Source organism: Mahella australiensis 50-1 BON (assembly GCF_000213255.1).
Classification (GTDB): Bacteria; Bacillota; Clostridia; order Mahellales; family Mahellaceae; genus Mahella; species Mahella australiensis.
On record NC_015520.1, the window covers coordinates 914,807 to 938,670 of the forward strand.

The following is a 23,864-nucleotide window of genomic DNA, read 5'->3' on the forward strand; positions in this document are numbered from 1 at the left end:
AGATGGAGAATGAGCAGTATTTGCAGATGTTTATAGAAGAAACGAATGAACATCTAGAGGCCATGAACCAGGAGCTTTTAAAGTTAGATCAGGATCCTAGCGATATTCAGGCCGTAAACGAGATATTCAGGGCTATCCATACTATAAAGGGTATGGCGGGCAGCATGCAGTTTAATAAAATGCAGCGATTAGCACACGATGTGGAGAATGTGTTGGATGCGCTGAGAAAGGGGGAAATTACAGCTACGCCGGATATGCTTGACCTTTTATTTCAATGCCTAGATATACTGCAATCGCAGCTTGAAAGCATAGCGTCGTCAGGAACCGATGGCGATAATGATTTTAGTCAGATTATCGATAGGCTCTATGCTTATTTACCTGTTAATAGGCAAAACATATCTGCAGTTGAGAAATCTACCCCGTCGTCGATAAATCAATATGTAAATAATGTCGTGCGCGTAGCCAATGAAAAAGGATATACAGCATATAAAGTACATATCGTATTGCGCCCTGATTGCCTGTTGAAGTCAGCGAGGGCATATATAATATTTAAAACATTGGAGGAATTTGCCGAGATAATAGAATCTGCACCATCTGCTCAAGATATAGAAAATGAGAGATTTGATAGGGACTTTACGCTTACCATACTTACAAAAGAGCCCGAACAATATATCTATGAGAGGATAAATTCCGTATCGGAAATAGAGAGCGTAACCGTACAAGAATTAAATGAAATCGACGATAAAACGCAGAGGACTGAGCCTGCTCAGCAAAATCAACAGGATCAATATAAATCGCCATCTGGCGGCGTACCAATGGAACAGAAAGTTAGTAAAAGCATACGTGTAGATATAGAGCGCCTTGATGATTTTATGAATTTGGCCAGCGAGCTTATAATAACCCGTAATCGTATAGAAGGTATAGGCATCGGGCAGGATAACCCCGAATTAAACGAGGCTATAGAATACATGAGCCGCCTTACATCGAATTTACATGACTTGGTCATGAAGATTCGCATGGTACCTATAGATCTGGTATTCAATAGATTTCCGAGGGTTATAAGGGATTTATCCCGAACTACCGATAAAAAGGTGGAGTTAGTGATGAGCGGTAACGAAACCGAGATCGATAGAAGCATAGTTGAAGAGTTAGGCGATCCGCTCATACATCTTATACGCAATGCGGTGGATCACGGCATAGAACTGCCAGAAGAACGCGTAAAACAGGGCAAGCCTGAGAACGGTACGGTAGAACTGCGCGCATATAATGACGGTGATAATGTGGTGGTTGAGGTCAAAGATGACGGAGCGGGTATAGACGTAGCCAAAGTGGCTAAAAAGGCCATAGAAAAAGGATTGATTGATGAAGATCAGGTGAAAGAAATGAGCGATGAAGACATAATCTCATTCTTATTTCAGCCAGGTTTTAGCACATCCGATGTGATAACCGATATATCCGGCAGAGGTGTGGGGCTTGATGTGGTCAAGACTAAGATCGAATCTTTGGGTGGAACGGTCGATGTGAGAAGCGAACTCCGAAAGGGCACGCGCTTTATCATAAGGATGCCGCTAACCTTATCTATTATTCAAGCATTGCTGGTTATGGTGGGATCTGAGATATATGCCATACCTCTTAATTCTATAATTGAAATAATAGATGTAAATGCTGCTGATATAAAAAGCATAAGGCGCCAGCAGGAGGTCATAGACTTCCGATCATCCCTTATACCATTTGTGCGCCTGAAACAAGTGTTAAATGTACTGGATGATGAACAGGATGTCCATGGCACTATCACCACGGTGATAGTCAGAAAAGGTGATAAAATTGCAGGATTTGCAGTAGATACTTTAATAGACCAGGAAGATATAGTCATAAAGCCATTGGGCAAATACCTTTCGCACATAAAGAGCATATCGGGTGCTACTATACTGGGCAATGGGCAAATAGCCTTTATCCTAGATATAAATCATTTGCTTTAAGAATGGGAGTGATAGAAATGGCAGAGCAGTTTGTGATATTCAGCATTGGCCCAGAAAATTATGGATTAGATGTCACTATGGTTTCATCTATAGAACGCATATTGCCTATAACCAGAATGCCATATGCTGAAGATTTTGTTATAGGCGTTATGAATCTGCGCGGTGATATCATACCGGTTATAGACATGCATAGGCGACTTGGTATGGATGAAATTGAAGATACAGAGACCAGCCGGATCATAATAATACAGTATAAGGATTATGTCGTGGGGTTGAAGGTTGATGCCGTATCCAATGTAACGTATTTTGATACAGATAAAATTCAGCCGTTCGATGAAATTTCCTCTGCTGACAGAAACCAATATTTTGATCGTGTCATATATGATGGCGCTGATATGATATTGATACCAGATATATCTAGGTTGCTCAATATATCTGAGGATTGAAAGGAGGGAATATTGATATATGGTCGATATCGATGGGCTTAATTCGTTTGAAATAGATGTATTAAGGGAAATAGGCAATATAGGCGCCGGCAATGCGGCCACAGCGCTTGCCAAAATGCTTTCCAAAAAGGTAAATATGCATGTGCCGGAAGTCAGAATAATGGATTTTAAGAATGTCCCCGATGTGCTCGGCGGTGCAGAACAGCCTGTAATGGGCGTTTATCTGAATTTTGAGGGCGATGTGGAAGGAAGTGTATTGTTGGTAATGGATGAAGCATCGGCCCATATATTGATAGATATGATGATGGGCAGGCCTATCGATACTAACCGTCCGTTGAATGATATAGACCTCTCGGCTGTGCAAGAATTAGGCAATATATTGACCAGCTCGTACCTTGGAGCTTTGTCTACGCTGGCAAAACTCGATGTCAGGCCATCTATCCCATGTTTAGCTATAGATATGGCTGGCGCGATATTGAGCGTACCTGCTGTAGAGTTCGGGATGACGAGCGATAAGGTGTTATTTATAGAAACGGAATTTATCGAAGGCTCTGATAATGTGCGCGTGTATTTTTTCCTCGTGCCCGATGTCGATTCTTACGATACCATATTAAAAGCATTGGGGGTTATACAATAAATTATGCCCCAATTAATAAAGGTTGGTATGGCTGATCTGAATATAGCATTGTACCCGGATGTATTGACCACCATAGGATTGGGTTCATGCGTTGGAATTGCGCTATACGATAAGATAAATAAGATAGGAGGATTGGCGCATATCATGTTGCCATCCAGTAAGGATATAAAGAATAATTCTAATAAAGCCAAATTCGCGGATACAGCCATCGTAAGTTTATTGACGATGATGCTGGAAAATAAAGCGGATAAGAAAAACATAGTATGTAAATTGGCTGGAGGGGCTCAGATGTTTGCTCTTAAAAACGGTTCTGGCAACAATGATATACTGAATATAGGTGTACGCAATGTAGCGGCAGTTAAGAAGGTTTTAGAAGAACTTAAAATACCTATAATAGCCGAAGATACAGGTGGAAATTTTGGCCGCACTATAGAATTATATACTGAGGATGGCGGATTGATGGTAAAGACTATAGGGCATGGAACCAAGATAATATGATATTGAAGCAAGGGCTATGAAAATGGATGAAAAAAATATACCTATAGATAAATTATGGCAGGAATATAAAAAAACATCGAGTATAGAGTATCGAAATAAATTAGCTGAGCATTATGCGCCAATGATAAAATATATTGCTTCCAGGCTGATGGTATATAATACGGGTGATGATTTGGATGACCTTATAGGGTACGGGGTTTTCGGCCTTCTGGATGCTATAGAGCGATATGATCCTTCGCGCGACGTTAAATTTGAAACGTACGCTTCTCATAGGATAAGGGGTGCTATAATAGACAATTTGCGTAAAAAGGACGTAATTCCAAGGAGCGTGCGCGATAAGGTAAAGCATTTAGACGCGGTTTATAAGCAATTAGAGGCAACTTCTGATAAACCGGTTTCGGATGAGGATGTATGCCGTTATTTAGGAATATCGATCGAACAACTCGATGCCCTCTATGCTGATATCAATAGATTCAATTGCATATCCCTGGATGAAATATTTGTAGATGAATGGAACATAGGTGACACCGAAAGCTCGGAAAGTGTTTACGATAGGATAGAGCTTAAGCAGGTACTGAGTGAAGCTGTTTCCAAGCTGTCGGATAGGGAGAAACAGTTGCTGCAGTTGTATTATTACGATGGCCTGACATTAAAAGAAATCGGCAAAGTATTAGGAATATCGGAATCAAGGGTGTCCCAGCTTCACACTAAAGCTTTGCTTCAGTTGAGAAGTAGATTGCGCAAAATGCAGTTTATTGCTGGATAAATTCAATAATTTAGGATGAGGGATAACTATGATGCAGCAGGATTATATAACAGTGGAGGCTGATACGTATGAAGAAGCTGTCAGCCAAGCGCTTAAAATGTTGGATAAAAGCGCCGAAGAAGTGGAGATCGAGATTTTGGATCAGCCTAAAAAAATCCTTAATACAACAATCCGTCCATGTAAAATCAAGGTTAGAATTCGAGACACCGATAAGAGGGCTGAGTCTATAGACGGAAGCTTTACGCTTGAATATAAAAAAGATGGCGTCTACCTCACAGTAAATCCGCCTATGGGGGAGGGCAAACCTGTAGATGAGAGGATTATAGTAGATAAGATCAAGCGAAAGAACGTTGAGCAAATAGATAATAAAGCGGTATTTTCAGCTATTTATACGGCTGATGGTATCCCTGTAAAAATAGCGCCGCCACAAGACGAACATCCTGTAGATGCCGAGGTTGATATTTCAGTTTCTCGAGATGCTATGGAGGCATACATGTGTATCTTACCAGAGGATGGAGGCAAGCCATGTGACATAGATGTGGCAGGGAAAGCAATCGATAAAGCTGGAGTAAAATATGGTATAAATTGGGATGCGATAGGGTCAGCTTTGCAACAAGGTCTTTTCAATCAGAATATCTTGATAGCCAAAGGCGTTGAGCCAATAAATGGACAAAATGGATATATAGAATACACTGTACAATTAAATGCCGATGCAAAGCCTAGGATATTAGAAGATGGAACTGTGGATTATAAACACTTAGACTTAATCAAAAATGTCAGAAAAGGAGATGTGTTGGCAAAACGGATACCGCCTACATTGGGGATACCGGGGCGGACTGTGTTGGATAAAGAAATACCGGCAAAGGATGGCAAGCCCGTTAATCTTTCGGGTGGTAAAAATACAGAGTTATCAGATGATGGCAATACATTAATAGCATCCATAGACGGACAGGTAGTGATGAAAGATGGCAAAATAAGTGTGCTGCCGGCGTACGAGGTGTCGGCTGATGTGGATAATTCTACCGGTGATATCGAATTTGTTGGTAATGTAAAAATAAAAGGCAATGTCCGCACGGGGTTTACAATTAAAGCTGCAGGGGATGTTGAAGTAATGGGTGTAGTAGAGGGCGCGACTATAATATCCGATGGCAGCATAGTATTGAGGAGCGGCGTGCAGGGTATGAATAAAGCGGTGCTGAAAGCAGATGCCGATATAATAGCGCGCTTTGTGGAAAATGCTCATCTCGAAGCAGGGCATGATGTGGTTGCCGATGCTATAATGCATAGCTATATAAAAGCAGGGAATTCGGTTACAGCCGATGGTCGGCGCGGCTTGATAGTGGGTGGCAATATAAAAGCGGCCATGGCGATAAATGCGAGGAACATAGGATCTTTCATGGCTACGGCCACAGAGTTGGAAGTTGGTATTGACCCGGGATTGAGGGAGCGGTATAATCAAATCAGTGTTAAATTGGAAGAGCTGGACCGTCAGTTAAAAAATTACGATAAAGACATACAGGCACTTACTAAAATGGAGGCTCGTGGCGGATTACCGGCAGAGAGGCAGCGCTTAAAAATTGTCCGTATACAAAATAAAATTAAATTAGTGCAGGAGATAGCTGAATATAAAACACAGTTAGTTGAAATAGAAGAGCAGCTGGAGCAACTGTCAAATGGCACAGTAAATGTAAAAGATACTATTTTTCCAGGCGTTAAGATAACTATAGGTTCGTCTGTGCTTAATATAATGAAAGAGTTCCATTACGCGACTTTTAAACGAGAACGCGGAGAGGTAGTGATGGTGGCTTATGAGAAGAGAGGAGGCTGACGATAGTTATGGATGTTCGCCCTATAGAGATGCTTCATGTTATCAATAAGTCTGCCGAGGTATCAAGGATACAGAGCAATGACCAGCATAGGTATATAAATATGCAACAATATATGGCCGAAGAGGCTAAAATACAATTGGAGCATCGGATGGCGGAGGTAAATTATCCAGAACAGGCATATGCTGATAACAATATATCGGAAGATGACCAAAACAAAAGCCAGTATCAGCCAAACAGAAATCGGAATGAAGATAAAGAAGGAAACGATAAAGAAAAAGAAGATGTAATACGACCGTCCGGTTCGGTTATCGATATTATGATATAAAGGTATTCACCATGTATATAGTATTATTAATAGGGTTGATTTTTATCATATGCTCCATACCTCTGCTTAAGCGCGATATATCCGTTATTGAAAAATATTCGATCGATATAGAGAACAGCAAGCGCGAACTAGCTGAATTAAAAGAGTTGAAATATAATATACTGGCGGAACTGGAAGATATGCTTGCAGAAAATGACATTGACAATTTGTCAAGTGATATCGTTAGACTTGCTGATAGCGGATATACTGTCAGCGATATAGCGCGACAGTTAGGCAGAGGTATAGGAGAGGTGCAGATTATGCTGCGCGTAGGGCAAATGCGCCGCCAGAAAAGAGATGATACCTCGTCATGAAACGGATATTTTGGGGCAGCCTTGTATTAGGTATGGGCATAGGTATTTTTATTACGGCGCTATTGGCTATTGTATGGTTTGACGGTCAAGCTGTTGATGATGCATTATCCGACCAACAGATAATGGAAAAAGCTAAAGCGCTCGGCATGATAGATCCCACAGAGGGCAGTTATAAGCAAAGTATAACCGCAGATGGAAAGACGCATGCGGAAACCGAAACAGGATCTTCTTCGCAAGAAGGCTTTGTGGTATTGACTGTAAACAAGGGTATGACTGTATCCGATGTGGCCGGTATATTGAGAGATACTGGTGTTATATCCGATGACGATACTTTTATAGATGAGGTGCGTAAAGCGGATTTGATAACCAAACTTCAGCCGGGTATTTTTAAGATAAAGAAAGGCAGTACTACGGATGAAATCATCCGTTTATTATTTAAGAAATAGTGGAGGTAATATTATGTTAACAAGTCGCCAAATAGCTGAGGCTAGACAAAGGGCACTGGAATTTTATGAAAAAGCCCATATTGTATTAACCGATGAAGAGAAAGCAAATATAGAAGTAGCGGATTTTGGTTTAGATGATTTAGAACATAGCGGGCTAGAGCTGGTGGTTTATGTAAATACTGATAGAGTATGTGCCAAAGAAATGGTTTTATTTCCGCATCAAACATGTCCTGAGCATCGCCATCCTGACATAAACGGCAAGCCGGGCAAAGAAGAAACATTTCGTTGCCGCTGGGGAAAGGTTTATCTATACGTGCCTGGGGAAGCAACGGCACATCCGAAAGCCAAGCCGCCTGAAGGGCATGAGACCTATTATACTGTTTGGCATGAGGTGGAATTAAATCCCGGTCAGCAGTACACGTTGTTGCCTGACACGCTTCATTGGTTTCAAGCCGGCCCAGAAGGCGCTGTAATATCGGAATTTTCCACTACCAGTATGGATGAGTTCGATATATTCACCGACCCCGATATAAACCGTATACCTCAAATAGTAGAATAAGCATCGGTATCAAGGCTTTGCTTTAATAAGCAAGGCTTTATTTTTTTGTTATTGTTTATGTTAATTATTTAACTAACAAAATAGGCATATACATTACAAAATAAGATAGAGCAATATCATCTATATTGTGTTATCATTAAACCAGTATAAAAGTCGTTAAGAGCTGTATTCACGTATATAAAATTCATGGCAAAATATTAACAAATCGGAGGATGATGAAATGTTATCGGATATCGAAATAGCGCAGCAGGCCAAATTGCAACTCATAAGCGAAATAGCGGGGAAAGCGGGGTTGTCGGAGGATGACCTGGAGCCTTATGGCAAATATAAGGCCAAGGTAAGCTTAGATGTATATAATCGGCTTAAGGATAAGCCGAACGGCAAACTGGTATATGTTACGGCCGTGACGCCGACGCCGGCCGGCGAAGGCAAAACGTGCACGGCGGTAGGCACCACGCAGGCGTTGGGCAAGCTGGGTAAAAACGTTATGCTCTGTTTGAGAGAACCGTCATTAGGGCCTACTTTTGGCGTAAAAGGCGGTGCCGCCGGCGGAGGATATTCGCAGGTGTTGCCCATGGAAGATATAAACCTTCATTTTACAGGGGATATACACGCGGTGACCACCGCGCACAACCTTTTGGCCGCTATGCTGGAAAATCACATAGTAAAGGGCAATAAATTGAACATAGACCCGACGCGCATCATATGGAAACGCGTTATGGACATGAACGACCGCCAGTTGAGAAAGATTGTGGTAGGATTGGGTGGCAAAGCCAACGGCATGCCGTTGGAGTCGGGCTTTGATATAACAGTAGCATCGGAGATCATGGCTATATTGTGTCTTACCACTGGTATGACAGATCTTAAAAAGCGTTTGGGCGATATGCTGGTGGCATACACGTACGATAATAAGCCGGTATATGCAAGGGATCTAAACGCTGTAGGCGCTATGGCTGTGTTGTTGAAAGATGCCATAAAGCCTAATTTGGTTCAGACACTGGAAGGTCAGCCGGCTTTTGTTCATGGTGGGCCCTTCGCTAACATAGCCCACGGCAACAACAGCATAATAGCCACCAGGACTGCTTTGAAACTGGCCGATTATGTTGTGACCGAGGGAGGATTCGCCGCCGATCTCGGAGCCGAGAAGTTCTTCGACATAGTCAGCCGCGTTATAGACGTGCATCCCGACGTAGTGATTCTGGTAGCGTCGATAAGGGCATTGAAGTCGCATGGAGGCGTGGATAAGGATAAGCTATCCGAGGAGAATATAGATGCTCTGGCCAGAGGTTGTGCAAACCTAGACCAGCATATAGATAACGTGCACAACAAGTATGGATTGCCGCTTGTGGTGGCTATAAACCGTTTCCCGAGCGACACCGAAGCCGAGATAGAATTTTTAAGACAGCATTGCAATGATATCGGCATACGCGTCGCTCTTTCCGAAGTGGTGGCCAAGGGCGGAGAAGGCGGCATAGAGCTGGCGCAGCAGGTCATAGACGCATTGGAACACGACGAGAACAATTTCAAACCCATATATGACCTTGATCTTCCTTTGGAGGATAAGATAAGGGTTGTAGCCAAAGAGGTATATAGGGCTGATGATGTGGTATTCAGCAACAGCGCGGCCAAATCGCTAAAGACGTTAACCCAATTGGGCTATGGAAAGCTGCCGGTATGCATAGCCAAGACGCAGATGTCTTTTTCGGATGATCCATCGCTTAAAGGTGCGCCGCGCGGCTGGAAACTCAATGTTCGCGAGGTTAAAGCATCGGCGGGGGCTGGATTTATAGTGGCATTGGCCGGCGATATCATGACCATGCCCGGTTTGCCGGCGGTGCCCGCGGCCGAGAAAGTCGATATAGCCGAGGACGGTACCATTACAGGTTTGTTTTAAGCGAATTCATTAGGGGGTGTATGCGTGAGAGGTGTATTGATAGTGGGCGGCGGCATAGCCGGTTGTACGGCGGCCGATATGCTGGCCCAGTCTCATATTCCCGTCTATATCGTAGATAAGAGCAAAAATATCGGAGGCAAAGCAATAAATTACGGTTGCAAGGCCACCGATACCTGCCTTAAGTGCAATATGTGCCTTACACAGGATATTTGGCAAAGCGTTAACGATAATCGCTATATCGACATTATGACCGGAGCCGACGTGTTGTCATGTCAAGGTGACAAGGGCGATTATAGGGTGATGATAAGGCTGGATGACGGACTGGAGCGCGAGATAAACGTGGCGTATATAATAGTGGCTATAGGATTTCAGCCTTATGACCTTAAAAACAAAGGATTTTTTGGCTACGGGCTTTACAAGAACGTATTGGGTGGGTTGGACATGGAACAGCTATTGAAGCAGCGCACGCCGGAAACATTGCCATTTATAAACCCATCGATAAAAAAGCTGGCATTTTTACAATGCGTCGGTTCGAGAGATGTGCAGGACAAAGCGCCGTATTGCTCAAAGGTATGCTGTGCTTATGCATTGCGCATGGGGCAAACCATTCATTATTATTATCCGGATATAAAGATTACCTATTTTTATATGGATATACAAGAGGTAGGCGGTGTGTTTTCAGATTATTACGACAAATTGGTGAAGAATGGTTTCAGATTCGTATTGTCCCGGCCGGTTATGGTGGAACAGGCCGACGACGGCGGGCTGGAGGTTATACACGAGGATCTGGCCAAAGCGTCGGTGGTGAGGGAGAAATTCGATATGGTCATATTATCGCAGGGCATAAGGCCGGCCGATGATATCGATTATATAGCCGATGTATTCGGTTTGGGATACGATGCCAACGGCTTTCTCAAGGGCATAGGCCGTTGGTCCGAAACCGGCATATATCTTGCCGGTGCCGCCAAAGGGCCTATGAATATAGCCGATAGCATGGCCGATGCCAGGAGAGTAGCTATGGAGATCATAACGGATTATCGGATAGCCGCTGTTGCGTCGGGAGTGATGTGATATGCAGCATAGAATATTGATTATAGGCAACGGAGATGACGCCGCTGTGGCGGCCAGAGCTGCAGCCGCTGTTGGAATGGAGGCGCTGGTTATAGGGGAGGGCGCATTTCCTATAGCCGATGACAGAATAACATATAAGGACGGTTGGACGCTAAAGCATATAGAAGGCCAGATAGGCGCGTTTGAAGCGGTCTTTGACACAAATGACGGGGAACAGACTGAAACCGTATCGTCTATAATAGCGGCTACGGGCGCGGATATGGTACCATGTTCATTGATGAATTCGGCTGGCGATAAGGCGGTATCGTTCAAGGATTTACCGGCGTTGTTAAATGCTAAAGAGTATACATTGCCAATGGCAGTAGTCTTTATACAGGATGCCGATGTAGATGACGGGCAATGGGTCAGCGCTATAGGTATAGACTTGGCCAGACAGGTTGGAAAAATGTGGGGCTGCGACATATACTATCTTTGCCGATTCATACGCGGCTCTCATTTCGAGGTCGAGAACGCTTACCGCATGGCCAGGGCCGAAGGCGTAGTCTTTATAAAATATAGCAAGGATTCACTCGCCGTAATGCCTTTGAATGGGAAAACAATGGTAAACTTTAATGACTATACACAGGATATAGCTATACAAGCAGACATAGTTGCCATGTCGGATGTGTTGAAGCCGCAAGCTCAGACGTCGTCGTTGGCTCAAAAGCTTGGCATAGGCGTTAATCCAGAGGGATTCTTTCAATATGATAACGCGTATTATCCGTTTACCGCGACCAACCGCAGAGGCGTATATGTAATCGGAGCATGCAAAGGCCCGGCCGGCTTAAACGATGTGAACGGCGATGCTGCTTACACCGCATTGGATATAAAGATTCAACTAGACGACCTTCGGCAAGCCGCCGAGGTGATAGCTGAGATAAATCCGTTCAAGTGCTCGCTGTGCCTTACATGCCTTAGATTTTGCCCTCATGGGGCGCTGCATGTGAGCGATGACATGCCGTCCATGGCGGTATACGATATGGCATGCCAAGGCTGTGGCATATGCGGGGCCGTATGCCCGGCTGAAGCCATAAACCTGGCTGATAACGGCAAAAGGCTTATGAAAGAAGGCAGCGGTCAAAAACGCTTAAAGGTGTATTGTTGTAAGAATTCTGCTAAAAAGGCACTGGATGCAATAAATATGGTCGCCCAATTGCCTCAGGGAATGGAGCTGGCCGAGATGCCATGCTCGGGCAGCATAAAGCCTGAGGAACTGGTCGATGACCTGTATGCAGGATTTCAGCGCATACTGATACTGGCCTGCTACAGCGACGCCTGCCGGCATGTTAACGGCAATACCGATATGCGTCGCCAGATGAAGGCGTTGCAGGACACATTGGCCGATATGGGTATAGCACAGGATAGTATAGTGGTCATGGATGTAGCCGGCCCGTCGCCGGATGATGTGTTAGAGAAAATAAATTCAGCTTATAATGCTATCGGGTTGGAGGTGGCGCTATGATAATCGGACAGGAGAAACCCGTAACCGAATTGTTGGATATGATAAAGCCATATAAGAGGGTACTGGTGTTGGGATGCGGGACATGTACAACTGTATCCCTCGCCGGCGGCGAGAAAGAGGCCGAATTCATATCGGCGCTCATAAGGCTCAACGCGGCAAAAGCAGGCCGGGATGTCACGGCGACCACCGAAACCGTAAAGAGGCAATGCGAGTGGGAGTTTTTAGACGATATAGCCGACCTTATAGAACAAGCCGATGCGGTGCTGTCGTTTGCCTGCGGCGTGGGCGTGCAGGCTATAGCCGAACGCTATCCGGACAAGGTCGTGCTGCCGGGCGTCAATACCAAATTCATGGGTATGCCCATAGATACTGGAGTATTTCAGGTGCGCTGTGCCGGATGCGGCAATTGCATACTGGATAAAAGGGGCGGCATATGCCCGATAGCCCGCTGCTCCAAGAGCCTGCTCAACGGTCCGTGCGGTGGTGCCGAAGACGGCAAATGCGAGGTAAATCCAGAAATAGATTGCGCCTGGTATCTCATATACAACCGCTTGAAAGCTATAGGCCGCTTGGACGATATGAAACAATTCTTCGAACCGAAGGACTGGTCTTACGGCCGCCACGGCGGTGCAAGAAAACTGCGCAAGGAGGGGATAGCCTTATGACGGCGTTAAGCCATCTTCAAGCTGTGCTGAAGCAGGGCCATTTTGCTGTTACCGCCGAGATAGGGCCGCCCATGAGCGCCAATGTGAATCTCGTCAGGCAGAAGGCCGGTTATTACAAGGGTTATGTCGACGCCGCTAATATAACCGATAATCAGAGCGCCGTGGTGCGCATGTCCAGCATAGCCACCGCTGCCATAGTACAGCAGGAGGGCGTGGAAACGGTGTTTCAGATGACCTGCCGCGACCGCAATAGGATAGCGTTGCAGAGCGATATATTGGGTGCAGCCGGCCTGGGACTAAAGAATTTATTATGCTTATCTGGCGACCATCAGAGTTTCGGCAACGATCCTCAGGCCAAAAACGTCTATGATCTGGATTCCATACAGCTAATCCATACGGTCAAGGGCATGAGGGATGACAAGCGGTTTATAAACGGCAAGGAAATAAAAACCGAACCGCAAATGTTTATAGGCGCCGCGGCTCATCCGTTTGCTCAGCCGACCGAACTTTACCTGATAAGCATGGGCAAAAAAATAGCGGCCGGGGTACAATTTTTCCAAACCCAGGCTATATTCGATGTGGAGGGCTTCGGCGATTGGATGAAAGCCGTAAGGGAGATGGGGTACCATAAACAGGCTTATATATTGGCCGGTATTATCCCCATAAAGACGGCTAGAAGCCTTAAGATAATGAACGATACGGTGGCCGGCATACGCATACCGCCCGACCTTATAAAACGCATGGATTCGGCCGATAATCAGGAAGAAGAGGGCATGCGCATAACGCTGGAGATCATCGAGGCTGTGCGTAAAATCGATGGAGTGGCGGGTATTCATCTTATGCCGGTCAGTTCCGAGCAGATAACACCCGTCGTGGTACAAAGGGCCGGGCTGTATCCCAGGCCACAGGCGGAGGTGCAATAAATGATAGAAACAATTAATTCACAATTTAAGGAAATAGTATCGTCCATGCCAGGCGGCGTAAACCTTAACCTTTGTTACGCCTGCGGCGCGTGCACTGCTGTATGCCCGGTCAGTCGGATAGCAGAGGAGTTTAATCCCAGAAAGATTATACGCATGGTATTGCTCGGATTAAAGGATGAGGTGTTATCCGGCCATGAAATATGGCTGTGTTATCAATGCCATGCTTGTATGACGCGCTGTCCACAGGACGTGAGGTTTACCGAGATCATAAAGGCATTGCGCCGCTTGGCGGTGGCCGAGGGCTATGCTACGCAGGAGTTTGCCGATAAGGTAGAAGATATAGACGCATTTTCGAAAATATTGCGTAAAGAATTGGTAAAAGGGCTCTATGACGGTGATCTGGACGAATCAAAGGCTGCAATGCTCGAACGGATAAAGGATGTATAGGGGGTTGACGGCATGAGCAAACCCGTAATGGTGGTAGGAGGCGGCATAGCCGGCATACAGGCATCGCTGGATTTGGCAGAAATGGGCATACCGGTATATCTGGTCGAAAGTCAGCCTTCCATAGGAGGGCGAATGGCCCAATTGGACAAGACATTCCCGACAAATGATTGTTCGACATGTATATTGGCGCCCAAAATGAGCAGCTGTGCCAATCACCCGCTTATAAAGATATACTCATACAGCGAATTAAAGGACATAAGGGGCCAAGCCGGAGATTTCACCGCTATAGTAACCAAAAAGGCGCGTTATGTAGACGAAGATGCCTGCAACGGTTGCCGCCAGTGCTTGGACGTGTGTCCGCAATATGTCGATGATGATTTCAATATGGGCATCGACCAGCGCAAAGCGATATATATGCTATTTCAGCAGGGCATACCGAACGTGGCCACCATCGACGATAGATTCTGCAGATTCTTGAACAGGGATAAAAACGATAAGTGCGGGCGATGCGCCAGGATATGCCCGCGCAAGGCCATAAGGTATGGTCAGCGCGATAAGGATATAGAGCTAGAGGTAGGGGCGGTTATACTGGCTACGGGTTATGATGCGTTTGAGGCCGAGCTTAAGCCGGAGTATGGCTACGGCTCATACAGAAACGTCGTTACCAGTATGGAATACGAGCGCATTATGAGCGCCTCCGGCCCGTATGGCGGCCATATAAAGCGCCCGGACGGCAAAGAACCCAAGCGCATAGCCTTTCTTCAATGCGTAAGTTCGCGGGATGCCAAATGCAATCGGGAATACTGTTCTTCGGTATGTTGTATGTACGCTATGAAAGAGGCTGTTATAACCAGAGAGCATATTAAATCCGTAGAGGATCTGTCGATCTATTATATGGATATGCGCGCATTCGGCAAGGATTTCGAACGGTATTATGAGAATGCCAAGAAACAGGGGATAAATTTCGTGCGCAGCCGTGTGGCTGAGATAGTAGAAGATAGCGATACCCATAACTTGAAGCTCTATGCCGTGGATGAACAGGGTAGCGTCAGCGAGGACGAATTCGACATGGTGGTATTGTCAGTCGGATTGGTGCCGCGCCCGGATGTGGTGGAATTATGCCAACGCGCCGGCATAAAAACCGATCGTTACGGTTTTGTGTATGCAGGAAGCATGGCTCCCATACAGACAACGCGTGAGGGCGTATTGGCGTGCGGTGTGCTGACAGGTCCCAAGGACATACCCGAAACGGTATATGAGGCTAGCGGTGCGGCATCATTGGCCGCTCAACTGGTAAAGGATCTGACCGGTCCGGAGATACCAAAGCCCGAAGAGGTTCCTATGCGCGATATAGGCAGAGAGCGGCCGCGCATAGGGGTATTCGTATGCCATTGCGGTACCAACATAGCCGGAGTGGTCGACGTCAAAGCTGCGGCGGAATATGCCAGGACATTGCCATATGTGGAGTATGTGGATGATACCATGTATGCCTGCGCCGCGGATACGCAGGGCTTTATAGCCGATATGATAAAGGAGCATAACCTGAACCGCGTGGTGGTGGCCTCGTGCACGCCCAGAACGCATGAACCGCTGTTTCAGGACGTATTGAGGAAATCGGGGCTTAACCCTTATTTGTTCACCATGGTCAATATAAGGGATCAATGCTCGTGGGTGCATATGGATTACCCGGAGGAAGCCACCGAAAAGGCAAAGGACCTTATAAGGATGGCGGTGGCTAAAGCATACTATGCCCAACCGCTGCAGCAGCAGGTATTGCCTAAAGATAGCAGCGCGCTGGTCATAGGTGGCGGATTGGCCGGGATGACATCGGCGTTGTCGTTAGCTAAGCAGGGCTATAAGGTATACCTTGTGGAAAAAGAACCCGTATTGGGCGGAAACGCAAGGCTGATGAATATGTCCGCAAGAGGCCGTTCATTCGAACAATACATGGATGAGCTGACCGAAAGCGTGTACGATCATCCGTATATTACCGTCTTAACATCGGCCCATATCAGTGGAGTGGAAGGCTATGTAGGTAACTTCGTTACTACGATGCAAAAGGGGCGGGATACTATAAAATTAAACCACGGCGTGATCATAGTGGCGGTGGGCGCCAATGAGGCTGTTCCGACCGAATATCTATACGGCCAACATCCGGCCGTCATGACGCAGCTCAAGCTGGAGCGCCAAATCAAGCATCATGTTGACGATTTCAAGGGTAAACGCGTCGTCATGATACAATGCGTCGGTTCCAGGGAGCCTCAGCGGCCTTATTGCAGCCGCGTATGCTGCACGCAGGCGGTTAAGAACGCCTTATACCTGAAAGAGATGGATCCCACTATACAAATTACTATATTGTATCGCGAAATGCGCACTTATGGCATGAACGAATTATATTACGAGAAAGCGCGTCGGTTAGGCGTGGATTTTGTCCGCTACGATGTGGATGATAAGCCGCGCGTCACAGTCGATGAAGATGATTTGAATAAAGTAAACGTCGAATTTTATGAGCATTTAATAGGCCGGACGTTGAAAATAAAAGCCGATTATCTCATATTGAGCGCCGCCATAGAGGCGGACAGAGAAAGTAATGCCGAGCTGTCCAAGATGCTTAAGGTGCCGATAAATCAGGATGGATTCTTCCTTGAAGCCCACATGAAGCTCAGGCCGGTAGAGTTTGCCACAGACGGGATATTCCTGTGCGGCATGGCCCATGCGCCTAAGAATGCCGACGAGGTAATAGCCCAGGCGCAGGGTGCGGCGGCTCGGGCAGCATCTATATTGGCTAAAGAGTATATTACCACCGACGGCATGGTGGCGAAGGTGAATCGCTTCCTATGCGTCGCTTGCGGTATATGTGAGAGCATATGTCCTTACAAGGCTATAGCGGTGGACCCGCAGCTGCATGTCGCGGTGGTCAACGCTGCCTTGTGCAAAGGCTGTGGCCTGTGCGCGGCCACGTGCCGTCCCGGTGCCGTGGATCTACAGGGTTTCGACGACAATGAGATATTGGCTCAGCTCGACGCATTGTATAATTGGTAAGGAGTAAGGGGTGAACAATATGAACGAACAGGAATGGGAGCCCAAGATAGTGGCTTTTTTATGCAATTGGTGCAGTTATGCCGGGGCTGATCTTGCTGGTACCAGCCGTATACAGTACCCACCGAATGTAAGGGTGATAAGGGTGCCGTGCTCGGGCAGGGTAAATCCGCTTTATATAATAAGAGCACTTCAGGAGGGTGCCGACGGCGTGCTGGTATCAGGATGCCATCCGGGCGATTGCCATTACTCCACCGGCAATATGTATGCGCGGCGCAAATTTACGGTGCTTAAAAATTTGCTCGAATATGTAGGCGTGGAGCCGGATAGGGTGCAATTTTCATGGGTATCGGCATCGGAAGGGGCCCGCTTTGCGGAGGTTATAACGCAGGTTACAGGGGATATAAAGCGCTTAGGCAAACCTACTCGACTGGTGAAGGAGGCAACGCGGTGAATTGGGAACAGCAGCAGCAAAAAATGAGGAATATAACCTCTGAATTATTGACAAACGGCAAAGTGGATATAATCATAGGTTACGAGCAAGCGTCTGTGAAAGGCAAAGCCGCGCCTGCATTCATAACCTCTCTGGAAGAAATACAAACGCTGGTGTGGAATGATAAATGCGAGAATATGCTAGCCAAGTATGCCCTGCGCTATAAAGACAAACGAATGGCCATAGTAGCCAAGGCCTGCGACGCCAGGGCTATAGTTGGGCTTATGGTGGAGCATCAATTCCCGAGAGAACAGATCGTCATCATAGGCATGGTATGCCCGGGCATGACCGATGAACGCGGCCGCGTTTATGAAAGCTGCCAGGTATGCCGTCACCATAATCCGCCAGTATACGATTATTTTATCGGCGATGCGATGGAGGAAAGCGAATACAAGCTTTCGCCGACCATGGCCAAGATAGATGCCATGATGCCCGATGAGCGCTGGGCTTATTTTACCAGTCAGATGAAAAAATGCATACGCTGTTATTCTTGCCGTCAAGCATGCTATCTATGCTATTGTAATAAGTGTTTTGTGGACAGGAATCAACCGAGATGGATGGCCAGGACCACTGACCTTTCGGATAATATATACTATCATCTCGGCAGAATCATGCATACAGCCGGCCGATGCGTACAATGCGGAGCGTGCGAGAGGGTATGCCCTATGGACCTTAAGATATGGTATCTGGCGCAAAAGGTAAGCGACGACTGCAAAGAATTATATGACTATGATGCAGGGCTTATGCTTGATGAAAAGCCTGCGTTGGCCGATTACCGGTTGGAAGACAGCCAAAAGGCTTTTGTGGATTGATGGGGGTGATTATATGAGCGTTATATCATATAAAATGTTGCAAAAGGCAAATATGGCCGATATAGTAAACCGATGGATGAAGGATTACGATGTGATAGCGCCGGTGAAATATGGGATGACTATGGAGTTCAGGCACATCGATGACCCTAAGCGTATATACCTGAGCGATGGCAACAGCATAAAGACCCCAAAAGAGTTTTTCTTTCCGCAAAACGATGAGCTGTTTGAAATAAGGGATGGAGAAGTGCAGGCTCCGATATCGGCTAAACCAACTATATTGCTGGGCGTAAAATCCTGCGATGTGACATCATTTCCAGTCATAGATAAGGTATTCATAAATGAGCACTATGTAGACCCATATTATAAAGTGCGGCGCGATAATACCATAGTGATAGGTTATGCCTGCAACAAACCGGATGATGGTGGATTTTGCACTACATTAGGCATATCGCCGGCGCATAACGAGCAATGCGACATGTTCTGGCATGATATAGGCGATGCCTATCTCATAGATGTCATAACCCAAAATGGCAGCGATTTGGCCAATGGTTTACCCGATGCCTCACAAGAGGATGTAGAGGCGGCGCATAATGCCCGCGAGTCCATAGAGGCCATGATGCCGCCCGAATTCGACTTGGCCGATCTGCCCGATGAAAAAACCTTTTTTGAGGCGCCGCTTTGGGATGAGGCGTATCAACGCTGCATAGGATGCGGCACATGCACCTATGTATGTTCGACATGCCATTGCTTTGAGTTCTATGATGAACGTACCAAAGGTGCGGTCAAACGCTACAGGGATTGGGATTCTTGTATGTACGCGTTGTTTACCGAACATACCTCGGGCCATAATCCGAGGCCGACGCAGAAAGAACGAGTGCGCCAGCGCTTTATGCATAAATTTTGCTACTATCCTATCAATTTCGGCGTCGTATCGTGCGTCGGCTGCGGCAGGTGTGTGAGGCAATGCCCTACAAATGTGGACATACGGCGCATTATAAAGCAGGCATGCGATTATGGCAGAGAGGTGGCGACAAGTGTTGAATAATCCTTTTGCGCCTATAAAAGGCACTGTAGTGGATATAAAGCAAGAGACAAAGACCGATAACAATGACATAAAAACATTAAAAGTAATACTTGAAGATGAGGACTTCAACTATAAGCCGGGGCAATTTGCCGAGGTATCGGTATTCGGCGTTGGAGAAGCGCCTTTTTGCCTTGCGTCGTCGCCTACGCAGCGAGGTTATGTGGAATTCAGCATAAAGCGTGCGGGTTCGGTCACACAAGCCATACACAGTCTGAAAGAGGGGGATACTATAGGAGTGCGCGGTCCTTTCGGCAATTACTTTCCTGTAGAGGCCATGGAAGACAAAAAGCTGTTGTTTGTTGCAGGTGGCATAGGATTGGCACCGCTGCGCTCGTTGATAAACTATGTGACAGATGAAAGCCATCGCTCGCGATTCGGCCACATAATGATTTTCAGTGCCGCACGCAGCACTGCGGATATGACATTTACGTGGGAATACGACCGTTGGAAACAGATAAGGGACCTAGATGTGAAATTTACCATAGACCGTCCAGAGACCGGTTGGGACGGTATGGTAGGATTTCCTCATGTCCTGTTGCCCGATATGGGCATTTCGTCGGACAATACCGTAGCCGTTACGTGCGGCCCGCCAATAATGATAAAATCGGTATCCAAAGCTTTGATGGACATGGGCTTTGCGCCGGATAGTATCATAACCACGCTGGAAATGCGCATGACATGCGGTCTCGGCAAATGCGGACGCTGCAACATCGGCCACCGCTATGTTTGCGTCGACGGCCCTGTGTTCACAATGACTCAGTTGAATGAGATGCCGGACGAGTATTAAGTTGATATATTAGATGTGGATATTGTTAAAAGTTTGTCCAAAGCAGCGATTATTAGCATTTTGGTCTGTGGATAACTTTGTGCATAATGTGGATTACTTAAAGTTACAGTTAAAGTTAAACATATCTTCTACTGCATGAGCATAGATATGATTATAACTTAAAAGAATGGTGAATACTTTGATATATCTTGATAATGCTGCTACATCTTATCCTAAGCCGGAATATGTATATGAAGCCGTGCTCAAATGCATGAAGGAATATGGAGCCAACCCGGGTCGCTCAGGCCATAGGATGGCCATTGAGGCAGGCAAAAAGGTATATAGGTGCCGCGAATTATTAGCCGAGCTATTCAATATACCTGATCCTATGGATATAGTATTCACATATAACGCTACTGATGCAATAAACCTTGCTGTAAAGGGGTTTATCCGAAGCGGCGATCACATAATAACCACATCGATGGAACACAACGCCGTCGCCAGACCGCTTACCACGTTAAAAACCCAAGGAGTGGATGTAAGTTTTGTTCCTTGCGGCAGCGACGGCACATTAAATGCGGAGGATATAGAAGGCTATATCCGCCCTAATACGCGCCTTATAGCGATGACGCATGCATCGAACGTTACGGGTACGATCCTGCCAATAAATGAGGTTGGGGAGGTAGCTCATGAGCATGGAATAACATTTCTGGTTGATGCCGCTCAAACGGCGGGCACGTGTGATATAGATGCGGCCGAAATGAATATCGATATGCTGGCATTCCCGGGGCATAAGGGCCTCTTAGGTCCACAAGGAACCGGCGGATTGTATATAAAAAAGGGAGTAGAATTGCAACCCTTGAAACAAGGAGGTACCGGAAGCAATTCTGAAAGCCTTATACAACCGGATCTTATGCCGGATAAGTTTGAGAGTGGAACGCTTAACACGCCGGGTATAGCCGGTCTGGCCGCTGGTGTCGAATATATCTTGGACAAAGGCGTCAACGCCATACATGCACACGAGATTGGTCTTATAAAGCAAATGCTAGAAGAACTGCGCTCTCTAAATGGTGTATCCATATACGGTCCTTCAGACGCCAAAGGCAGGGTGGGCATAATATCGCTCAATATAGATGGTATCACCGATGGCGAATTGAGCAATGTGTTGGATCAAAGCTATGATATAGCCACTCGGGCCGGTTTACATTGTGCTCCGCTGGCGCATACGACCATCGGCACTATAGATAAAGGTGCGGTGCGGTTCAGCGTAAGCTATTTTAATACGAGAGATGATATAGATGCGGCTGTGTCCGCGCTTAAAGATATCGTACACATAAAGGCTTAGCGTATATCCTATTCCCAAACATGCATTTCAAATAAACTATTGACTTTTGACCAAATTGGTGATAAGTTATACTACAGAATATGGAGTGATTCTAGTGCAGAAACCCGTTGATGTTTTTGGTTTAATGAGAGATACTATGAAAATTAAGGTGTACGAGATCATAAGAAAGCACGGACCGATCACGCGGGCAGAGATTAAAGATATAACCGGAATGAAATTAACTACATTGTCGCGCATATTGGACGAATTGTCTGATAGAGGGCTCATAATGCAGACCGGTTTCGATGCGTCGGGCGGAGGCCGGAGGCCAGTGCTTTTTGCCATAGTGCCATCGTTCGCTTACGCTGTGGGTATAGATATATCGCGTACCTATACTAAGGCAGTGCTGTTTGATATGGCATTTAAGGCGGTTGATGGCTGTACTATGGATATGAACGAAGACTGTACGCCTCAAAATGTTGTCGAACGCTTGGTATCTTGGCTAAACAAAACGACGGTGGATAAAAGAAAAATCTTGGGTATAGGCATCGGGACGGTCGGCCCTATAACGTCGGATGGTATTATAAAACACCCGCGTGACTTTCCAGCTTACGGATGGGATATGGTTCCGATAAAACAGATGATGGAAACATATACTGGATTGCCCGTTATGGTGGCTAATGGTGCCGATTGCGCTGTCATGGGTGAATATTCATGCGGTAAAGCGGTAAAGCGCTCCGGTGTAATAGCGTATATAATAATAGGCATAGGCATACGCTGCGGGATTATGGTGAACGGCGCTGTCGTGACCGGGCTCAACGAGGAAGAAGATGCTTTTGGGCATATGATAGTGGATATAGACGGTAAGCTGTGCGGTTGTGGCAATTACGGCTGCCTTGAAACATACTGCTCGATGCCGGCTATTTTGATGTCCTATGCATCGCATATAAAGAAATACCAGTCCAATAATGATTTGCCGCTATCGCATTTGGTTTTTCGAGATTTTTGTACAGCTTTGGAGAAAGGCGATGAAATAGCTATGCGCGTAGCTGACGAGGCCGCTGTATACCTTTCGGCCGGTTTGGCAAATTTTGCTCGTTTATTAAACCCGCAGCTTGTAATGCTCGGTGGACCGCTTATAAACGATTGCCATCGAATATATGACGCTGCCGTCGAAATGACCTATAAAAGATTGTGTGGGGAGGGCGGTGCTAAAACCCATATTTTCGATAAGGGCTTGTTGTCCAACGAAGCCGTATGCACGGGTGCTGCTGCTATGATAATAAATATAACGATCCATCGTTCCGGAACCAATGCAATACGGGAATCACGTGACAATACAAACGAGTTGTCATGGATAAAATTAAGTTGATAGAAATGGAAAGGACATTATAATGAGCGATAAAACACGATCCGTAGATTTTAAGATGCTTTGGACACTTTTTATAACGTTTTTTAAGATAGGTGCATTTACATTTGGTGGCGGTTATGCCATGATACCTCTAATAGAGAGGGAAATGGTGGGGGGCAAAGGATGGATAAATCAGGAGGATATAGTCGATATATTGGCAGTATCACAATCGTTGCCCGGTGCCATAGCCATAAATTCCGCTACTTTTATAGGCTATAAGATAGCAGGTATGGCGGGTGCGATATCAGCGGCATTAGGCGTTATACTGCCGTCGGTAATAGTGATCACAATTATCGCATCTATTTTTGTGGCTTTTAAGGAGAATATGATCGTCCAAAAGGTATTTGCCGGTATAAGGTCTGCCGTAGTGGCGTTGATAGCAGTAGCAGCATGGAATATAGGCAAAAGCTCTATTAAAGATGCTATCGGTCTTATTATAGCTGCTGGTGCCTTTATAGCTTCGGCTATATTCGATATACATGCTATATACATAATATTAGTCGGCATAATGCTTGGGCTTATTATACAGGGTATAAATGACCGAAGGACCATTCAACAAACTTATAAGAACGATCGTGCAGGAAAGGAATAACATA

The 23,864-nt window shown here is 46.0% G+C and carries 24 protein-coding genes; all 24 read left to right on the forward strand.

Annotation, left to right across the window (positions count from 1 at the left end; genetic code table 11):
• Positions 1–2: 2 nt before the first annotated feature.
• Entirely contained in the window at positions 3–1,979 is a 1,977-nt protein-coding gene (locus tag MAHAU_RS04340; RefSeq protein ID WP_013780507.1) for a chemotaxis protein CheA, read from the forward strand.
• A 17-nt stretch (positions 1,980–1,996) separates the two neighbouring features.
• On the forward strand, positions 1,997–2,425 hold the full coding sequence (locus MAHAU_RS04345; protein WP_013780508.1) for a chemotaxis protein CheW: 429 nt from the start codon (positions 1,997–1,999) through the stop codon (positions 2,423–2,425).
• A gap of 19 nt (positions 2,426–2,444) precedes the next feature.
• Positions 2,445–3,062 carry a chemotaxis protein CheC gene (locus MAHAU_RS04350; RefSeq protein WP_013780509.1) on the forward strand — a complete coding sequence of 206 codons (618 nt, stop codon included), beginning with the start codon at positions 2,445–2,447 and terminating at the stop codon, positions 3,060–3,062.
• 3 nt (positions 3,063–3,065) lie between these two features.
• The gene (locus tag MAHAU_RS04355; protein ID WP_013780510.1) at positions 3,066–3,560 is read left to right on the forward strand and encodes a chemotaxis protein CheD; all 495 of its coding nucleotides are present in this window, start codon (positions 3,066–3,068) and stop codon (positions 3,558–3,560) included.
• Between the two features lie 22 nt (positions 3,561–3,582).
• Positions 3,583–4,326: a sigma-70 family RNA polymerase sigma factor gene (locus MAHAU_RS04360; RefSeq protein ID WP_013780511.1), complete on the forward strand. Its 744-nt coding sequence runs from the start codon at positions 3,583–3,585 to the stop codon at positions 4,324–4,326.
• A gap of 28 nt (positions 4,327–4,354) precedes the next feature.
• Positions 4,355–6,154, forward strand: coding sequence for a FapA family protein (locus tag MAHAU_RS04365; RefSeq protein WP_013780512.1), 1,800 nt, complete (start codon positions 4,355–4,357; stop codon positions 6,152–6,154).
• A gap of 8 nt (positions 6,155–6,162) precedes the next feature.
• The gene (locus MAHAU_RS04370; protein WP_013780513.1) at positions 6,163–6,480 is read left to right on the forward strand and encodes a hypothetical protein; all 318 of its coding nucleotides are present in this window, start codon (positions 6,163–6,165) and stop codon (positions 6,478–6,480) included.
• 11 nt (positions 6,481–6,491) lie between these two features.
• Positions 6,492–6,833, forward strand: coding sequence for a DUF6115 domain-containing protein (locus MAHAU_RS04375; RefSeq protein ID WP_013780514.1), 342 nt, complete (start codon positions 6,492–6,494; stop codon positions 6,831–6,833).
• On the forward strand, positions 6,830–7,279 hold the full coding sequence (locus MAHAU_RS04380) for an aminodeoxychorismate lyase (RefSeq protein WP_013780515.1): 450 nt from the start codon (positions 6,830–6,832) through the stop codon (positions 7,277–7,279). The genes MAHAU_RS04375 and MAHAU_RS04380 overlap by 4 nt, the downstream gene beginning before the upstream one ends.
• A 13-nt stretch (positions 7,280–7,292) precedes the next feature.
• A complete protein-coding gene (locus MAHAU_RS04385) occupies positions 7,293–7,838 on the forward strand; it encodes a D-lyxose/D-mannose family sugar isomerase (protein ID WP_013780516.1) in 546 nt (181 codons plus the stop codon).
• A gap of 220 nt (positions 7,839–8,058) precedes the next feature.
• Complete coding sequence (locus tag MAHAU_RS04390; RefSeq protein ID WP_013780517.1) at positions 8,059–9,732, forward strand: formate--tetrahydrofolate ligase; 1,674 nt, start codon at positions 8,059–8,061, stop codon at positions 9,730–9,732.
• Positions 9,733–9,756: 24 nt separating this feature from the next.
• Positions 9,757–10,803 carry an FAD-dependent oxidoreductase gene (locus MAHAU_RS04395; RefSeq protein WP_013780518.1) on the forward strand — a complete coding sequence of 349 codons (1,047 nt, stop codon included), beginning with the start codon at positions 9,757–9,759 and terminating at the stop codon, positions 10,801–10,803.
• A gap of 1 nt (position 10,804) precedes the next feature.
• Positions 10,805–12,304, forward strand: coding sequence for a hydrogenase iron-sulfur subunit (locus tag MAHAU_RS04400; protein WP_013780519.1), 1,500 nt, complete (start codon positions 10,805–10,807; stop codon positions 12,302–12,304).
• Positions 12,301–12,969: a methylenetetrahydrofolate reductase C-terminal domain-containing protein gene (locus MAHAU_RS04405; protein WP_013780520.1), complete on the forward strand. Its 669-nt coding sequence runs from the start codon at positions 12,301–12,303 to the stop codon at positions 12,967–12,969. The genes MAHAU_RS04400 and MAHAU_RS04405 overlap by 4 nt, the downstream gene beginning before the upstream one ends.
• The gene (locus MAHAU_RS04410) at positions 12,966–13,892 is read left to right on the forward strand and encodes a methylenetetrahydrofolate reductase (RefSeq protein ID WP_013780521.1); all 927 of its coding nucleotides are present in this window, start codon (positions 12,966–12,968) and stop codon (positions 13,890–13,892) included. Before MAHAU_RS04405 ends, MAHAU_RS04410 begins: the two co-directional genes overlap by 4 nt.
• On the forward strand, positions 13,893–14,339 hold the full coding sequence (locus MAHAU_RS04415; RefSeq protein ID WP_013780522.1) for a 4Fe-4S dicluster domain-containing protein: 447 nt from the start codon (positions 13,893–13,895) through the stop codon (positions 14,337–14,339). It abuts the gene before it with no gap.
• Between the two features lie 12 nt (positions 14,340–14,351).
• Positions 14,352–17,381 (forward strand): CoB--CoM heterodisulfide reductase iron-sulfur subunit A family protein, encoded by a 3,030-nt coding sequence (locus MAHAU_RS04420; protein WP_013780523.1) that lies wholly within the window; start codon positions 14,352–14,354, stop codon positions 17,379–17,381.
• 19 nt (positions 17,382–17,400) lie between these two features.
• A complete protein-coding gene (locus tag MAHAU_RS04425; RefSeq protein ID WP_041643851.1) occupies positions 17,401–17,832 on the forward strand; it encodes a hydrogenase iron-sulfur subunit in 432 nt (143 codons plus the stop codon).
• The gene (locus MAHAU_RS04430) at positions 17,829–18,683 is read left to right on the forward strand and encodes a 4Fe-4S dicluster domain-containing protein (RefSeq protein ID WP_013780525.1); all 855 of its coding nucleotides are present in this window, start codon (positions 17,829–17,831) and stop codon (positions 18,681–18,683) included. The genes MAHAU_RS04425 and MAHAU_RS04430 overlap by 4 nt, the downstream gene beginning before the upstream one ends.
• Positions 18,684–18,696: 13 nt before the next feature.
• Positions 18,697–19,728 carry a 4Fe-4S dicluster domain-containing protein gene (locus MAHAU_RS15330; RefSeq protein ID WP_013780526.1) on the forward strand — a complete coding sequence of 344 codons (1,032 nt, stop codon included), beginning with the start codon at positions 18,697–18,699 and terminating at the stop codon, positions 19,726–19,728.
• A complete protein-coding gene (locus tag MAHAU_RS04440) occupies positions 19,697–20,554 on the forward strand; it encodes an FAD/NAD(P)-binding protein (RefSeq protein ID WP_013780527.1) in 858 nt (285 codons plus the stop codon). The genes MAHAU_RS15330 and MAHAU_RS04440 overlap by 32 nt, the downstream gene beginning before the upstream one ends.
• 178 nt (positions 20,555–20,732) lie before the next feature.
• Positions 20,733–21,878 carry an aminotransferase class V-fold PLP-dependent enzyme gene (locus tag MAHAU_RS04445; protein WP_041643853.1) on the forward strand — a complete coding sequence of 382 codons (1,146 nt, stop codon included), beginning with the start codon at positions 20,733–20,735 and terminating at the stop codon, positions 21,876–21,878.
• Between the two features lie 94 nt (positions 21,879–21,972).
• Entirely contained in the window at positions 21,973–23,229 is a 1,257-nt protein-coding gene (locus tag MAHAU_RS04450) for an ROK family transcriptional regulator (protein ID WP_013780529.1), read from the forward strand.
• Between the two features lie 22 nt (positions 23,230–23,251).
• Positions 23,252–23,860: a chromate transporter gene (locus MAHAU_RS04455; protein ID WP_013780530.1), complete on the forward strand. Its 609-nt coding sequence runs from the start codon at positions 23,252–23,254 to the stop codon at positions 23,858–23,860.
• Positions 23,861–23,864: the final 4 nt, after the last annotated feature.

Bases quoted from the DNA above. Each gene is read 5' to 3' on its own strand.
- MAHAU_RS04440 (WP_013780527.1), top strand. From the start codon at position 19,697: ATGGCAGAGAGGTGGCGACAAGTGTTGAATAATCCTTTTGCGCCTATA.
- MAHAU_RS04380 (WP_013780515.1), top strand. From the start codon at position 6,830: ATGAAACGGATATTTTGGGGCAGCCTTGTATTAGGTATGGGCATAGGT.
- MAHAU_RS04340 (WP_013780507.1), top strand. From the start codon at position 3: ATGGAGAATGAGCAGTATTTGCAGATGTTTATAGAAGAAACGAATGAA.
- MAHAU_RS04410 (WP_013780521.1), top strand. From the start codon at position 12,966: ATGACGGCGTTAAGCCATCTTCAAGCTGTGCTGAAGCAGGGCCATTTT.
- MAHAU_RS04405 (WP_013780520.1), top strand. From the start codon at position 12,301: ATGATAATCGGACAGGAGAAACCCGTAACCGAATTGTTGGATATGATA.
- MAHAU_RS04400 (WP_013780519.1), top strand. From the start codon at position 10,805: ATGCAGCATAGAATATTGATTATAGGCAACGGAGATGACGCCGCTGTG.
- MAHAU_RS04385 (WP_013780516.1), top strand. From the start codon at position 7,293: ATGTTAACAAGTCGCCAAATAGCTGAGGCTAGACAAAGGGCACTGGAA.
- MAHAU_RS04365 (WP_013780512.1), top strand. From the start codon at position 4,355: ATGATGCAGCAGGATTATATAACAGTGGAGGCTGATACGTATGAAGAA.
- MAHAU_RS04360 (WP_013780511.1), top strand. From the start codon at position 3,583: ATGGATGAAAAAAATATACCTATAGATAAATTATGGCAGGAATATAAA.
- MAHAU_RS04415 (WP_013780522.1), top strand. From the start codon at position 13,893: ATGATAGAAACAATTAATTCACAATTTAAGGAAATAGTATCGTCCATG.
- MAHAU_RS15330 (WP_013780526.1), top strand. From the start codon at position 18,697: ATGAGCGTTATATCATATAAAATGTTGCAAAAGGCAAATATGGCCGAT.
- MAHAU_RS04455 (WP_013780530.1), top strand. From the start codon at position 23,252: ATGAGCGATAAAACACGATCCGTAGATTTTAAGATGCTTTGGACACTT.
- MAHAU_RS04390 (WP_013780517.1), top strand. From the start codon at position 8,059: ATGTTATCGGATATCGAAATAGCGCAGCAGGCCAAATTGCAACTCATA.
- MAHAU_RS04345 (WP_013780508.1), top strand. From the start codon at position 1,997: ATGGCAGAGCAGTTTGTGATATTCAGCATTGGCCCAGAAAATTATGGA.
- MAHAU_RS04375 (WP_013780514.1), top strand. From the start codon at position 6,492: ATGTATATAGTATTATTAATAGGGTTGATTTTTATCATATGCTCCATA.
- MAHAU_RS04355 (WP_013780510.1), top strand. From the start codon at position 3,066: ATGCCCCAATTAATAAAGGTTGGTATGGCTGATCTGAATATAGCATTG.
- MAHAU_RS04350 (WP_013780509.1), top strand. From the start codon at position 2,445: ATGGTCGATATCGATGGGCTTAATTCGTTTGAAATAGATGTATTAAGG.
- MAHAU_RS04425 (WP_041643851.1), top strand. From the start codon at position 17,401: ATGAACGAACAGGAATGGGAGCCCAAGATAGTGGCTTTTTTATGCAAT.
- MAHAU_RS04370 (WP_013780513.1), top strand. From the start codon at position 6,163: ATGGATGTTCGCCCTATAGAGATGCTTCATGTTATCAATAAGTCTGCC.
- MAHAU_RS04420 (WP_013780523.1), top strand. From the start codon at position 14,352: ATGAGCAAACCCGTAATGGTGGTAGGAGGCGGCATAGCCGGCATACAG.